The sequence below is a fragment of the Deltaproteobacteria bacterium GWC2_65_14 genome (assembly GCA_001797615.1).
Classification (GTDB): Bacteria; Desulfobacterota; Deferrimicrobia; order Deferrimicrobiales; family Deferrimicrobiaceae; genus GWC2-65-14.
In genome coordinates, this window is the sequence record MGPV01000040.1 from 23,815 (window position 1) to 38,262 (window position 14,448).

Annotated in this window: 11 protein-coding genes and 1 pseudogene (1 of these 12 only partly in view); 3 read left to right on the forward strand and 9 right to left on the reverse strand. The window is 67.6% G+C overall.

All coding sequences use genetic code 11. The features are described 5' to 3' along the window. Window positions 1-722 (forward strand): annotated as a pseudogene (locus A2X88_01155) (hypothetical protein); it begins 994 nt to the left of the window's first position. Between the two features lie 156 nt (window positions 723-878). Beyond that, a complete protein-coding gene (locus A2X88_01160; GenBank protein OGP33969.1) occupies window positions 879-1,421 on the forward strand; it encodes a hypothetical protein in 543 nt (180 codons plus the stop codon). A gap of 112 nt (window positions 1,422-1,533) precedes the next feature. Here A2X88_01160 and A2X88_01165 read toward each other — a convergent pair whose 3' ends face one another. From A2X88_01165 to A2X88_01200, 8 genes are all read right to left on the reverse strand, one after another. Beyond that, entirely contained in the window at window positions 1,534-2,919 is a 1,386-nt protein-coding gene (locus tag A2X88_01165) for a hypothetical protein (protein ID OGP33970.1), read from the reverse strand. Window positions 2,920-3,175: 256 nt separating this feature from the next. Further along, entirely contained in the window at window positions 3,176-4,816 is a 1,641-nt protein-coding gene (locus A2X88_01170) for a hypothetical protein (protein ID OGP33971.1), read from the reverse strand. Between the two features lie 66 nt (window positions 4,817-4,882). Continuing rightward, on the reverse strand, window positions 4,883-6,340 hold the full coding sequence (locus tag A2X88_01175; protein ID OGP33972.1) for a hypothetical protein: 1,458 nt from the start codon (window positions 6,338-6,340) through the stop codon (window positions 4,883-4,885). 6 nt (window positions 6,341-6,346) lie between these two features. Beyond that, window positions 6,347-7,465: a hypothetical protein gene (locus A2X88_01180; protein ID OGP33973.1), complete on the reverse strand. Its 1,119-nt coding sequence runs from the start codon at window positions 7,463-7,465 to the stop codon at window positions 6,347-6,349. Continuing rightward, the gene (locus tag A2X88_01185) at window positions 7,465-8,385 is read right to left on the reverse strand and encodes a hypothetical protein (protein ID OGP33974.1); all 921 of its coding nucleotides are present in this window, start codon (window positions 8,383-8,385) and stop codon (window positions 7,465-7,467) included. The genes A2X88_01180 and A2X88_01185 overlap by 1 nt, the downstream gene beginning before the upstream one ends. Beyond that, on the reverse strand, window positions 8,378-9,121 hold the full coding sequence (locus A2X88_01190; protein OGP33975.1) for a hypothetical protein: 744 nt from the start codon (window positions 9,119-9,121) through the stop codon (window positions 8,378-8,380). Before A2X88_01190 ends, A2X88_01185 begins: the two co-directional genes overlap by 8 nt. A 413-nt stretch (window positions 9,122-9,534) precedes the next feature. After that, a complete protein-coding gene (locus tag A2X88_01195) occupies window positions 9,535-9,732 on the reverse strand; it encodes a hypothetical protein (GenBank protein ID OGP33976.1) in 198 nt (65 codons plus the stop codon). A gap of 101 nt (window positions 9,733-9,833) precedes the next feature. Then, a complete protein-coding gene (locus A2X88_01200) occupies window positions 9,834-10,607 on the reverse strand; it encodes a hypothetical protein (protein ID OGP33977.1) in 774 nt (257 codons plus the stop codon). A 136-nt stretch (window positions 10,608-10,743) separates the two neighbouring features. Here A2X88_01200 and A2X88_01205 point away from each other — a divergent pair, with 136 nt between their 5' ends. Continuing rightward, window positions 10,744-13,113 (forward strand): hypothetical protein, encoded by a 2,370-nt coding sequence (locus A2X88_01205; GenBank protein OGP34004.1) that lies wholly within the window; start codon window positions 10,744-10,746, stop codon window positions 13,111-13,113. Window positions 13,114-13,195: 82 nt separating this feature from the next. Here the strand turns inward: A2X88_01205 and A2X88_01210 are convergent, their stop codons facing one another. Beyond that, the gene (locus tag A2X88_01210) at window positions 13,196-14,371 is read right to left on the reverse strand and encodes a hypothetical protein (protein ID OGP33978.1); all 1,176 of its coding nucleotides are present in this window, start codon (window positions 14,369-14,371) and stop codon (window positions 13,196-13,198) included. Between the last annotated feature and the right edge of the window lie 77 nt (window positions 14,372-14,448).

Consider the following 14,448-nt stretch of genomic DNA (forward strand, 5'->3'; position numbering starts at 1 on the left):
ACGCGCTCCGGGGAGGGACGCTGGCGTCGATCCGGGAAGAAATCCCCTACCTTCTTGGGAGTTTCGACCGGGACGGGGACGGAGCCCGGGAGACACTGCTCGGCCAAGCCTTCGACCGGGACATTTTCTTCGGCGACCGGATCCGGGAATTGCGGCTGAGAGGGGAGGAACTGGCGATCGGCGAGCCGTCGTTTCCGGTGTCCAGGCCTTTTGCGGTTCAGGGGGCTCTTTTCGCCGACCTGACCGGCGACGGCAGGCCGGAGACCGTGTTCGTGCGCAACCGGAAGCTGCTTGTCTACAGCGGAACGGAGCTTCTTTACGAATCCTCCCGGCAGATGGGGGGAAGCCTTTCGGTGCTGACCTACGACGTCAACCCCGGCGCCGCGGACCGGCTTTTCACCACGGCGACTTTCGAAGTTCCGCCGACGGTCGTCGATCTGGACGGAGACGGCCGCCTGGAGGTAGTGGCCGCCGCCTTCGAGGGATCCCCCGTCTCGGGGATCGGCCCCGACGTCCGGAAGAGCTGGCTGGCGACCCTGGATTACCGCGAGGGGCGGTTCGTCCGGGGCACCCTCGGGCCGGAACTGGAAACTCCCATTCAGGGTCTGCATGCGAGCCGGAAGGGGATATTCGTGGTGACCTCGGAGTCGCCCTCCATGCTGCAGCCGAGGAAGAGCAGCCGCCTGCTCTTTCTCCCGCTGACCGGGGCGCCGGACCGGTAGCGGACCGGGTTCGCCAGGGATAGCCACCCGGGCGTCAATCGGATCCCCCCGAAGGTCCTTCCACGGATCCGACGGGTGAGCCCCCAAGGACCGTGAATTTTTTTCCTTCCCGGGACATCCAAGCCTTAGGGGGAAGCACTGAGGGAGGATAACTCTATGCAAAAAAGAGTATGGATCACCGCAGTTCTGTTCGCTCCCTTGCTGTTCCTTCATGGCCATCCGGCGATCGCCGGTCATTTGATACGCCTGTCGTCGGTGGGGGACAGCGACGGGGCCCATGCCGACCTTGTCGTCCGCAAGGTCACGGTCACCCCGATCCGGGCCCGATCCGGGGATCCGATCCGGATCGAGGTCGTCTGGATGCATTGGGGAGAACTCATCAACAACTACTACGAATCCACCTCGGCCAATGTGCTGGCCAATGGCAAAGTGGTTGCAAGCATGTTGTTTTCCTATGAGTTTGGTGCCAGCCTCGGGGACGAGTATCGGCATACTTTCATCTGGGATACCAAGGGAGTGGCTCCGGGGGAGTACCGTATTCGGGCGGAAGTACCCCTGCGGCTGGATACCACCCCATACGACAACTTCCTGGACGTGAAGGAGCCGCTGGTCCTTTTCCCGGCGGGAGCGGCCTTCCCGGCTGGAGAGGAACAGGGCGGTTCCGCGGTCACGGAGAACAGCTACTGGAAAAAATTGTAGACCCTGGAAGAAACGGAGCCACGACGAACAATCGGCGGAAACGGGCTGAAAAAAACCGGGGCCCCGTGCGGGGCCCCGGCCGACGTTTCCGTCCTGGACTTTCTCTCTTCGCTTAATACGCCCAGACGAGCTGGAGAGTGCCGAGCTGAGCGATCGTATCATCGGCCGTGGTCGCCAGCTGCTGCTTGATCCCGTCCCCCGGCACGAACGCCGAGTAGATGAACGTCGTGGAGAAGTTCTTGGCGAACTTGTACGCCAGCTGCAGATCGAAGGTGGTCCCGGCATAGTCGTCCACTTCCGTCACGGTCTGTCCGGCTCCGACCGGAATGTTCGGGGTCTCGTTGTACCAGATCAGGAAGACCTGGGCCTTGTAGGAGAGCGCATCGGAAAGGGCGCCCTTGGACCCGAGCGCGACGATCATATGCCCGGGGTTGTCGCCGGAGCCGGCGTTGCCGATCCCGCCGTATAGATTGGTACCAAACTTCCTCTCCGGGGCGTAAGAATACAGCACGTTCCCGTACGGATTCCCCATGGACTCGCCGAGGATGTTTCCGTCCATCCCCATGAGCGGGGTGAACCGGGCGATGTCGGTGACCCCGACGAAGCCCTCGGCCTCGGTGTCGCTGCTGTTGTCGTCCCCCGTGGCGTACCGGACGGCGATGTAGGGGTTAAGCGCCTTGCTCACCGCGGCCTCGACGCCGGCGAACGCCGCGTACGCCTTGATGTCCGTCGTGGAGGGGGCCCGGAACTCCCCGTCGGCATAGACGAACTCGAAGGAGGGCTTGAACAGCCCGACCTGCCCGAACGCCTCGATGCCGTAGTAGTAGACCTTCGCACTCCTTAGCCGGTTGTCGCTGTAGAGGAGCATCGGGCTCACCGTGAATTTCGCGTCGCCCGATCCGACGTCGGCATTGAACTTCAGCAGGTAGGCACGCCAGTCGTCTTTTACGGGTGAGACTCCTGAAGTCAGCGTGCGGTTATTGACGGTGATGTAGGTGAGCGCGTAGTTCAGGTTCTCTGCGAGCTTGCCGCCGACCTCGAGAAACGGGTGATCATCGCCGAAGAGGAGGCCGCCCGTCCGGATGTCAGCCGCGCGGATGTTCCATCCGGTCGACAGAACAAAAGCCGGCGTGAAGGTGTAGTTCGCCTCGAACCGCTCGATCCCGAACTCGGAACCGGCATTGGGCCTATCTCCAACTCCCTTAAACGTCCCAGTGTAAAAGGAACGGTCCGCCGTGTCCTTTTCCATGATGACGTCCGACTCGGCGATCATCATGATCTTCCAGTTGTCCCCGCCCGCCTTCCACCCCAGGCGGAGCTCGGAGCGGATGTGCTCGCCCGCGGTATAGCCGCCCTCGTTCAGAACCGGCGCATCGGGTGTATTGTCGTTGAAGTCGAAGTTGGAGTAGAAGGTCGGCATGACCCTGGCCGTTCCGAAGAACGAGATGTCCGCCATCGCCGGCAGGGCAAATGCCGCCACCAGGATCGCAGCAAACAATAGTACCAGGCTTTTCCTCATCATTCCCCTCCTTGAAGAGATAAACGCCTTTCTTCCCCTGTGGAATAATCCTGACTTGCCGATCGCCTCATCCCCTCCAGCCACCACCTCCTCCCCCAATAAATGAAGTACTTCATCCCACCCGCAACGCCATCATGCCATTTAAGAAACCATGTTTTTTTGACCTAAATATCATCTTGTCTTCAACCTTGTCAACTGTTTTCACACAGACCCCATCGCCCCGTTCCCCTCGTACCTACTCTACCCGGAACAGAACCAGGCGGCTGATTCCACCTTTTAAAACACCGCCCGACCGTTCGATGGCGGAGGCGATCACCTTCCCCCCGGGTATCAGGACGGCTCCCGGGAGGTAATCCGCGCCCGAGTAGATCCGATCTCCCTTCGGGGTCCCGGCCTTTTCCACGATCTCCCCGCCGCTCCACTGGAGAAGAACGAGACGCTTGGCCCTGCTGAACGCTTCGATATTGATGAACTGGTCTCCCTGTTCCGGCACAAGGAGCGTCAACCGGCCTCCCGGGTCCCGGGAAACCCGGACCGCCTTCCGGACAGGGTACCTGGTTTTTCCAACGCGGGGGAGATAGAGCCCCCATTCGAAGGAATCCCCCGACCATCCGTACTTCATCCCGGTCTTGTATTCGGTGCTCCCGACCGCGTCGAGAACCCGGAGATTGTCGTTTTCATCCGTGTAGATCCATCTCCACTGCTCCCCGAACCTCGCGGAGGAAAGGCCCATGACTCCGGAGGTAAGGGGAGCCCGCGATGTGTCGGCCGGGAGAGGTGCGCCCTTCGCCAGCGACTTCCCGTCCCAGGACATCTCGTATATCTTCCCGGAGAAGGGGGTGTCTCCGCCCTTCTGCTGGCCTACCAATACCGCCTTCCCTTGCCAATCCGGCAGGAGGACGACGTGGTAGGGGATGCGGCCGGCGATCTTTTCGTAGATATCCCCCTTCCTTTTCCAGACGGAGGACCGGATCTCTTCCCCGTCGAGGCCGGTCACCAGGATCTCCTTCCCTCCGTCTCCGTCGAGGTCGACCGCCTCGACGTTGAAAATATGGTCCGGCAACCCCTCGGTGATCCGGGTGAACGGGAGCAGCTCGCTCCCTTTCACCCGGTAGAGATGGAGGATCTTTTTCCCGTAGGCGACGACCTCGCCGTTCCCTTCGGAGTCCACGTCGCCCGACACGATGCCGTACAACTCGTCGGCGATCCTTCCGGACTCCGCAACCTTGCTCAGGGAGGAAGGAGTCCAGTCCTTCGCGGGAAGCGGGGGGACGGCGGAAGGCTTTGCGGAAGGGGGAACCGATGCTTCCGAAGGCACCGCGGGCGGCGTCTGTCCGGCGGCTGGCGGCGGAGGCAAATAGGCGGACGGCGGGCCCGCCGGGGCAGGCGCGGAAACCCTGGCTGCTGTCTTCACACCGAACAGCTTTTCCGAGATGTCGGCGGCAAGATCGTCGAGGCGGGGGATGATCGCGTCGATGGTGTCCGCGGAGGCGAAGAAAGCCCCCGCCGCTTTCCCGCCGGCCAGGTCGGCCGCCGCGAGGTCGATGCTGTACCCGCCCCCCAGCTTCGCCACGGTCCCCCGGAGAAGCAGCGGGTACCCGGCCTTCTTCGCCGCATCCTCGGGGGGCGTCTCCCCGGGCGTCAGGAGAAGGACCTCCGCGCCCGAAAGCGCCATCAGGCGGGACGAAAGAAGACGGGGGAGCACCGGCACGATGTTCCGGAGATCTTCCTGGGGAGTCAGGACGGTAAATGGGGCGATGGCGACCTTGCGCGGGTATTCCGCCGCCGCGGTGCCGGTGAGCCAGGCCAACACCAGGCCGGACAGTCCGACCGCCAGCCAGGCCCGCCGGCCGAATTTCCCTTTTCCCCGCCCCATACCCGGCAAAATGTACCAGTCCCCCCCCCCCGAGTCAAATCAAAAAACCCAAGAACAGGGACGTTCCTAAGAAGTAGGGTGTTGCCGCGTCCTTTCTTCCCGGAAGGTCGTGCGATCGCCCAGGGCGGCGGCCACCTTCCCCTGGATCCCGCCGAATCCCCCGTTGGACATGATGAGGACGAGATCCCCGGGGCGGGCGGTCGACGCCAGATGCTCCACGATCCGGTCCACCTCCGCGATGTGGAGGGCCTCCCGGCCGGACGCCCGAACCGAGGCGGCCACCTCCCCCGGGTCGAGCCGCTCGGCGGGAGGAAACTTCTCCGCCCCGAAGACCGAAGCCACGACGACGGAGTCGGCCCCGGCGAGCGCCTCCGCGAACTCCCGCTGGAACAGCTTCCTGCGGCTGGTGTTCGACCGGGGCTCGAAGACCGCCGTGACCGGCCTTCCGGGGTACCGCGAGCGCATCGCCCCGATCGTCTCCCGGACGGCCGTGGGGTGGTGGGCGAAATCGTCGACCAGGAGGACCCCGCCGAACTCGCCGAGCACCTCCTGCCTGCGCCGCACCCCCAGAAACCCGTGAAAGGCTTCGGCCACCCTCTCCGGGGGGAATCCCAAGCGCATCAGGACGATCGCCACCGCCGCACCGTTCGCCGCGTTGTGCCTTCCCGGAAGACTCAGGGGGAACTCGTGCGACTCCCCTCCCCGTTCGATCCGGAACCGGGAGTGTTCCCCCTCCCCGGGCGCCGTCCGGACGACCCAGGGCTCCGAGGGCGGCTCCACCGCCGGCCGGTCGCCGGCATGGTAGAACGTGACGGGACAGACGGCTTCCCTTGCCACCGCGACCGCCTCCGGGGTGTCGGCGCAGGCGACGAGGAGCCCCTCCTTGGGAAGGATTCGGACCAGTTTCCGGAACGATTCCGTGAGGTGGGGAAGGTCCCGGTAGATGTCGGCGTGATCGAACTCGATGCCGGTCAGGATCGCGACCCGGGGACGGTAGTGGAGGAACTTCGGCCCCTTGTCGAACCAGGCGGTGTCGTACTCGTCCCCCTCGATCACGAAATGCCGCCCCTCCCCCAGCCGGTAGCTCACCGGAAAGTTCCGCGGGATCCCCCCGACCAGGAACGAGGGGTCGGCGCCCAGGGCGAAGAGCGACCAGGCGGCCAGGGAGGTTGTGGTGGTCTTCCCGTGGGTCCCGGCCACCACGACCGGCTCCTTCCCCGGGAGGAAGAACCGGTCCACCGCCTGCGGCATCGACAGGGCCGGAAGCCCCCGGCGGACCGCCTCCATCGCCTCGGGGTTCTCGCGGGAGACCGCGTTCCCCACGATCACGAGGTCGGCATCCTCCGGGATGTTTTCGGCCGCATAGGGGGAAAAGAGCCGGATTCCGAGCTTCTCCAGCTGGGTGCTCATGGGGGGATAGACGTTCGCGTCGGACCCGGTGACCCGGAACCCCTTCCCCTGGAGCATCCCGGCGAGCGAGGCCATCCCGACCCCGCAGGCGGCGATCAGGTGAACGTTTTTCATTCCCGGTTACCCGTCCATCGCCGCGAGGACCGCGTCGTGGATCCGGGGGCGCAGGGCTTTCAGCCGGCCGTTGTCCTGCCCGTAATAGACCCGGTTGGTCAGCAGGACCACCGTGGCTTCCCGCTCGGGGTCGATCCAGAGGGAGCAGCCGGAAAAGCCCAGGTGCCCCACCGTGTTCGGCGAAAACCGCCCTCCCGCCTGGGATCCCCCCTCCGCGTCCGAAGTCGGAGAGTCCCACCCCGGCGTCCTCGGACAGCCCGCGGGGGTTGTGACCCGCTCCGTCATCCGGAGGGCGGAAGCGCGGGAGAGCAGCCGTCCCTCCCCCCGGCGGGCCCGCAGGATCTCCCGGGAGAATAGGAACAGGTCGTGGGCGGTCGAGAAGACCCCGCCATGTCCCGCCACCCCTCCCATCGCGGCGGCGTTCTCGTCGTCGACCTCGCCGACCTTCTCGATCCCCCGCACCTCCGAGCGCCCGGTGGAGACGATCCTTCCCGTTTCACACTCGCTCAAGGACGACAGGGGGAGGTAGCCGGTGTCCCGCATCCCGAGCGGGAGCGCCACCTCCTTCCGGAGCAGCCGGTCGAGGGAGGAAAACGCGCAAAGCTCGATCGCCCTCCCGAGCAGCATGTATCCCAGGTCGCTGTAGGCCCAGCCGCTCCCCGGCGGGAAGGAAAGCGGCATGGCGAGGACCGCCTCGAGGATCCGGTCGTGTCCCTCCGAGGTGCCGTGGATCCGGCACCCTTGCTTCTCCCCCTCCTCCCGCAGCCCCTCGTAGAGTGGCCGGTAGGCCGGAAGCCCGGAGGTGTGGGAGAGCAGCTGCAGGAAGGTGATCCGTCCGGCCTCCGGATCCGGGGAACGGACGGGGAGCAGCCCCTCCAGCCGGTCTTCCGGGGAGATCCTCCCCTGCTGGGCGAGGAGGAAAAAGAGGGTTGCGACCAGCGGCTTGGTGAGCGAGGCGATGTCGAAGACCGAGGAGAGGCTGGCCGCCCCCGCCGCCTCCTGGAACAGGACCGTTTCCCCCCGTGCGGCCAGCAGGACGGCGGCCTGGTAGGCCTTTTCCCGGACCCCTTCCTCCAGCAGGCCGGCCGCCTCCCCGAAACGGGCTCCCTCCGCACCCGCCTCCATCACGTTCCCGCCACCGGCGACTCGAGGAGGAAGAGTCTTCCCTGCGTGTCGATCCTCGCCCGGACTCCGAAAGGAAGGGGGAAGTTGGTCCGCCCGTGACCCGCCGGGAACCCGCACCAGACCGGGACCGAAAGGCGCTTCCCCGCCTCGGCGAAGACCCGGCGGATCCCCTCCGCGGTTTCCCCCCGCACCGGGGAAATCCTGCCGGCCAGGATCCCGGCGATCCGGCGGAGCTTCCCCGCCTGGATCCACTGGGTGAGCATCCGGTCGAGCCGGTAGGCCGGCTCCGAGACATCCTCCAGGAACAGGAGCGCCCCCCGGAAATCGGGCTCGAAGGGGGTCCCCAGAAGCGATGTGAGCACGGAGAGGCAGCCGCCGGAAAGGATCCCTTCCGCGGCGCCGCCGCGAAGCCGGTCGCAAGGGGGACCCCACGGCTCCCCGGGGCTTGTTCTCCCTCCCGCAAGCCGCAGGAAGGCGTCGAAGGAGGCCGGGTCGGGCCGCAGCGCCAGGTCGGCCGCCGCCATCGGCCCGTGGATCGCCGGAATGCCAAGCCGTGTGGAGAGGTAGGCCAGGATCGCGGTCACGTCGCTGTACCCGACGAAGAGCCGCGGACGCCTGGATGCCCGCCTCCAGTCCACCAGCGGCATCAGGCGGGCCGTCCCGTACCCCCCGCGCGCGGCCATGACGGCCCGCGCCCCGGGCAGGGAGAGGGCCCATTGGAGCTGGGCCGCGCGGTGGGCGTCGTCCCCGGCCAGAAACCCGTCCTTGGCGAGCAGCCCCTCGGCCGTCTCGGGAACGAACCCGGCCGACGATAGGCGGGAGAGCCCACGGGCCAGGCGGTCCGGCTCGACCGGGCCCGCGGGGGCGACGACGGCGACCACATCCCCCGGGCGCAGCGGCGGCGGGAACCTTCTACGCACCGGTTCTCCTTTCCGGCAGCAGCCAGGCCAGGTTCGCCGCGGTGAACAGCAGGGAAAAGACCAGGATGGCGAACGCGCCGGGGTCACGGTTCGCGTCGAAGACCGCATAGGGGGCCCCCCAGGGGGTGGGGCCGAAGTCCTTGAGATAGATGCCGTACCCCTCGTGGAAGAGCGGTTCGTTCGCCCGAACGACTCCCCGGGCGAGCGGGCTCCTGTCCCGGAAGAGGGTGACCGCCGCGGAGAAGTCCCTGGGGTACCCCTCCGGAGCCATGTCGACGTGGAGGCGGTCGAGCCGGAGGGCCCACCCGGTCCCCCCGACCGGGACGAATCCCCCCTCGGGGACCGCGATCCCCGGGATCCGGTCTCCGGAGAAGCTGCTCACCAGGTGCGAGAGGACCACGCCGAGGAAGGCGATGTGCATGATGTGCGGGAGGAGGCGGCGCAGCGTCACCTTCCCGCGGAAGATCTGCAGGAGCCGCTCGAGGGTGCAGCAGGCGGCGTTCACCGCCAGGAGCGCGGTCGCGGCGAGCAGACCGTAGAGCCACAGCGTCGGGCCCGGCGCGGCGAACCCCTTGCGGGAAAACCATCCGGCCAGCAGCTGGGCGTCCATGTCGGAGAAGATCTCCGGGTACCGCCCCAGCAGGACCGACCCGGCGGCCCCCGCGACGCAGAAGGCAAGCGATACCCAGGCGCAGGTCGTAAGGGAGGTGAGGAACCTCCACGCCGCCCCGATCATCCCGCCCCCGCCCCGCGCCCTATCCCGTCCATGCCCCCCATCTTACGACGAACTGCGGGGAAGTAGGTAGAGGGGAACCCCGCCGGGGCGCACGATCGGCGAAGCCGGCCGAAGGATGGGGGGATGAGCGGAGATAAAAAGATTCTCCGGGAGCGGAGGGCGGGCGGAGCGAAGCCCCCCTCCGACTTGTCCCGCCGAAGTCGCGGACGCGACGAAGGGGGAGGCGGCGAAGCCGCACAGGCGTCCCCGCGGCGGGGCGCATCCTGGGCGAAGCAGCCAAGGGAGGCAGTGGGCGAATTCGGGTGCCTACAGAAGATCGCGGAACTGTTCGATGGTCAGACCCGCGTCGCGGACGATACCGGCCATGGTGTAGGCATTGACAGGATTATGACGTGGGATGGTGAGAATACGGGTCAGCCGGCCACCTCGACTTCCCGGATCTCGGCGCTTTGCGTCAGTTCGCCGATGGCGGCAAGGTACTCGCGGATCGCATCCCGGATGTTGGACAACGCTTCCTGTTCCGTGGCCCCTTGCGACCAGCAACCCGGCAATCCCGGAACGTGGACCGCATACCCTTCCTCGGAATGCGTCAGGACGACCTTGTATTTCATGACGTCACCTCTCTTCGCATTGTACACAAGATCTCCTACGGGACAAATCCCGGCGGAGCCGCTCACGGACGCCCCCGCGGCGGGGCGCATCGCGACCGGGGTCAGAACGAGTGGGAGCTGCGCAGGATCAGGCTCACGCCGAGGAAGGTGGTCAGCATCACGAAGTAGCCGGCCGCGGTGGCCCCCATCTCCAGGCGGCGGCCCCACCCCGGCCACCCCTTCCCCGCCGGGATGAACTTGAGGTGGGTCAGCGCCGCGAAGTAGACCCAGAGGATCACCGACCAGATCTCCTTCGGCGTCCAGATCCAGTAGGAGCCCCAGGCGTAGAAGGCCCAGATCCCGCCGCAGACCATCCCGGCGGAAAAGGCCGAGAACCCGTAGAGCGCCGATCTTCCCGCGGCCCGGTAGACCTCCTCCCCGCCATGCCGCAGGTAAAGCAGGGCGAGGGCGAGCCCCGCGGCGAAGAGCCCGTACCCGAGGAACGAGAACCCCACGTGGGTGGCGAACCAGGGGGTGTCCAGCGCCGGGTAGAGGGGGGAGAGCCTCTTGTCGACCAGCGCGGCCCCGGCCTGCGGGAGAAGGACCAGGATGGAGAGCGGCTTCCAGGCCGGCATCGTCGCTTCGGTCCGGCACAGGAGAAACGCGGAGAGGGCCGAGCAGAAGGAGAACACGGTCAGCGACTCGAAGAGCCCCGCCATCGGGGCATGCCCGGTGAGGAACCATCGCACGGCGAGGAAGAGACCGTGCAGGACAAGGCCCGCGAAGAGCGCCGACCGGACGGGCGATTTCGGGGCGATCCCGCCCAGCTGCAGCCCCGCCTCCGCGCCGTAGGCGAACAGCGAAAGCCAGAAGAGCACCAGGTGGAATCCGAACAAGGATGCCTCTCTCCCCTTCCGGGATATCCGGCGATCATGCTACCACGTTCCCGTTATAATGACCCCGGACACGGCACTTCCGACGAAGGCGAGGCACCGGTTGAACGCTCCGGGATGGGACACGGCGCTCTCCGCGCTGGAATGGGGAAAGGTGGTCGAGCGGCTCCGGGCCCACGCCTGCTCCGACCCCGGCAGGGAGCTGTGCGGTTCGATCGCGCCGGGGACCGACCTGGACCGGATCCGGATCCGGCTCGAGGAGAACCGGGACGGGCGGCGGATGCTCACGGAGGACGGACCGCTCCCGCTGGAGGGGCTCCGGGAGATCGCCCCGGAGGTGGAAAAGGCGGTCAAGGGATCCTCCCTCGCTCCGCTCGAGCTGCTACTGGTCGGTCAGACGGCCCGGACGGGGGAGCGGGTCCGGAAGTTCTTCGAGGACCGCCGCGGAAGATATCCCCGCCTCGCCCACCACGCGAAGGGGCTTCCCCCCCTGCGGGAGATCGCCCAGGAGATCGAGTTCAAGATCGACGGCGAAGGAAACGTGCTCGACCGCGCCTCGACGGCGCTGGGAAACCTGCGGCGGCAGCTCCAGCAGCTCCGGGGCCGGCTCCAGAAGACGGCCGAGGAGATCCTCGGCTCTCCGCGGTTCGCGCGCCACATCCAGGAAGCCTACGCCACCGTGCGCTCCGGGCGCCTCGTCATCCCCTTCAAGACCGCCGCCAAGGGGCTCTTCCAGGGGATCGTCCACGACACCTCGCAGAGCGGGCAGACCGTCTACTTCGAGCCGGAGGAGCTGGTCTACCTGAACAACGAGGTGAAGATGGCCGAGATCGAGGTGGATCGGGAGGTCGCGCGGATCCTCGCCGAGCTCTCGGGGGCGGTCGCCCGGAGGGCGGACGATCTCCTCGCCTGCCGGGAGATCCTCGCGATCCTGGACTTCGTCCAGGCCCGCTGCCTGCTGGCGGAGGAGATGTCCGCGGCGGAGCCGACCGTGAACGCCTCCGGCGAGGTGAGCCTTTTCGCCGCGCGGCACCCGCTGATGGTCCTCTCCCGCAAGAAGGTGGTCCCGAACGACCTGAAACTCGGACGCCCGTACCGCTGCCTGATCCTGACCGGCCCGAACGCCGGCGGGAAGACGGTCGCCCTCAAGACGCTGGGGCTGCTCGTCCTGATGGCGATGGCGGGACTGTCGATCCCCGCCTCCGCCGATTCGACCGTGTCGGTCTTCCCCCGGGTCTTCGCCGCCGTGGGGGACGAGCAGAGCGTGGAGCAGGACCTCTCCACCTACTCCGCCCACGTGCGCCGGCTGAACGAGATCCTGGCGGGGGCGGACGCGGGCTCCCTCGTCCTCCTGGACGAGGTGGTCTCGGGGACCGACCCGAGGGAGGGGGCCGCCATCGCCCGGGGATTCCTCGAGACGCTCGCCGACCGGGAGGTCCGCGTCCTGGCCACCACCCACTTCGAGGAGCTCAAGGGGATCGCCTTCGAGGATCCCCGCTTCGAGAACGGCTCGATGGAGTTCGACACCGAACAGCTGCGCCCCACCTACCGGCTCCGGCTCGGCGTCCCCGGCCGGAGCATGGCGATGGAGATCGCGCGGGCGCTGGGGTTCCCCGAGGAGGTGCTCGAGCGGTCCGGCCGGTACCTGACCGGCGCGGGGCAGAAGCTGGACGAGGTGCTCGCCCGGCTGGAGAGGGAGCGGGAGAGGCTGTCCGCCGAAGCGACCGCCTTCGCGGAGAAGCGCCGGCAGGCGGAGGAGGCGCGCCGCGGGCTCGAGGCGGAGCGGCAGCGGGCGAAGGAGGAGGAGTCGCGGGCGCTCGAGAAGGCGCGCCGCAGGATCCAGGACGAGGTCCGGAAGGCGGAGGACGAACTCCGGTCGGTCACCTCCGAGCTGCGGAGAGAACGGAAGATCGAGACGGTGAGGAAGGCCTCCACGGTCCTGCAGGAGTGGAAGGAGAAGGCGAAAAGCGTCGAGGAGGACCCCGTGGTACGCGCCATGATCAGCCGCACCGCCCCGGCACCTCCCGGAGCCACCCTCCACCCCGGACAGAAGGTGTACCTTTCCACCCTGTCCAAGGAAGGGGAGGTGGCCGCGCCCGCGGGCCCCGAGGAGAAGGAAGCCGAGGTGCTCGTCGGGGGGATGAAGCTTCGGGTGCCGCGCGACCAGGTCCGGATCTTCGCCGCGGACCGGGACGCCGCGCCGGCCCCCTCGAAGGGAACGCCGCGCCGTGCCGAGGAGTCGGCGGCCGCCGTCTACCTCCAGACCCCCGGGAACACCCTCGACCTGCGCGGGATGTACGTGGACGACGCCCTCCCCGAGATCGACGTCTTCCTCGACCGGCTCTCGCTCGGCCAGTCCTCCCACGCCTTCCTGATCCACGGGCACGGCACCGGGGCGCTGAAGACGGGAGTGCGCCGCCACCTCAAGGGCTCCCCCTACGCGAAACGGTTCTTCCCCGCCCCCCGGGAGCAGGGAGGCGACGGCGCCACGATCGTCCTGCTCGCCTGACCCCAAGAACAGGGACGTTCCTAAGAACAGCGACGCTCCTAAGGAAAGGAGGGGGCGACACTTCTTAGGAACGTCCCCGTTCTTAGGTGCGGTGGGCTTTCCAGGCCTTGACAGCGAGGGACGGGTCGGCGAAGAGGTCGTACGCGGTGAGCGCGAGCGCCCGGACCCCCTCCATCATCCCGGCGATCCCGGACGGGGAGGTGGTCGCCTCCGCGAAGGAGCGGGTGTGGATCTCCACCCGCGCTCCCGAGGAGATCGGGACGTTCGGCTGCAGGGCCGGGACGACCCGGGAGACGTTTCCGATGTCGGAGGAGCCGCGGTTGCGGTTCGGCGGGTCCCCGCTCTCCGGAAGCCCCAGGAGCGAGAGCGCCTTCCGGTAGGAAGCGGCGAGCACCGGGTTCACCCGCATCGCGGAGAGGGTGTAGGGCCCCTCCTCCATCCGCAGCCGGCAGGCGGTGGCCTTCGCCGCCCCGCGCGCGCACTCCCGTACCCGGCGGACCGCGTCGGCAAGCTCGGAGTCGTCCTCCCCGCGGACGTAGAACCAGGCCTGCGCCCGCTCCGGGATGATGTTGGGGACCTTCCCCCCCTCCGTCACGATCCCGTGCACCCGCACGGTGTCCGGCAGGTGCTGGCGCAGCGCGGCGATCCCCTGGAAGAGCATGAGCACGCCGTTCAGCGCGTTGATCCCGTGCTCCGGGTAGGCGGCGGCGTGGGAGGCCTTTCCGAAATAGGTGAACCGGATCTTGTGGAGGGCGAGGGTTCCCTTGTCGACGTGCCGCCGGGAGGAGGGGTGGACCATCATCGCGGCGTCGATCCCTCGGAAGACCCCCTCCCCGACCATCCGGGCCTTGCCGTACCCGGTCTCCTCCGCCGGGGTCCCCAGCACGACGATCCGGCCGGCGCGGACCCGCCCGGCGCCCGCCGAGGCCAGCGCGGCGGCGGCGCATGCGGAGGCGACCCCGACGACGTTGTGCCCGCAGGCATGCCCCAGCCCCGGCAGGGCATCCATCTCGCAGAGCAGCGCGACGGACGGCTTCCCCCGCCCGAACGGAAACTCGGCCCGGAAGGCGGTCTCCATCCCGGCAACCCCGCGCCGCACGCGGAACCCCCGCTCCCCGAGGAAGGAGGCGAGCGTCTCCGAGGTCCGCACCTCCCGCAGGGGAAGCTCGGAATAGCCGGTGATCGCCCGAAGCATCCGGACGGCGGCAGGCCTCAGCGCATCGGCTTCCGACAGGAGTTTTTTTCTCACGGAGTCCATTTCGGCGCATCGCCCGGGAGGCGAGGTGGTATCGTATCACATCCCGGGGAGGGCCTCCCCCGGAGGGGCCGGAGTAT

Excerpts from the sequence above, each read along its gene's own strand:
- A2X88_01160 (OGP33969.1), top strand. The coding sequence starts at position 879 with ATGCAAAAAAGAGTATGGATCACCGCAGTTCTGTTCGCTCCCTTGCTG.
- A2X88_01170 (OGP33971.1), bottom strand. The coding sequence starts at position 4,816 with ATGGGGCGGGGAAAAGGGAAATTCGGCCGGCGGGCCTGGCTGGCGGTC.
- A2X88_01175 (OGP33972.1), bottom strand. The coding sequence starts at position 6,340 with ATGAAAAACGTTCACCTGATCGCCGCCTGCGGGGTCGGGATGGCCTCG.
- A2X88_01180 (OGP33973.1), bottom strand. The coding sequence starts at position 7,465 with ATGGAGGCGGGTGCGGAGGGAGCCCGTTTCGGGGAGGCGGCCGGCCTG.
- A2X88_01190 (OGP33975.1), bottom strand. The coding sequence starts at position 9,121 with ATGATCGGGGCGGCGTGGAGGTTCCTCACCTCCCTTACGACCTGCGCC.
- A2X88_01195 (OGP33976.1), bottom strand. The coding sequence starts at position 9,732 with ATGAAATACAAGGTCGTCCTGACGCATTCCGAGGAAGGGTATGCGGTC.
- A2X88_01210 (OGP33978.1), bottom strand. The coding sequence starts at position 14,371 with ATGGACTCCGTGAGAAAAAAACTCCTGTCGGAAGCCGATGCGCTGAGG.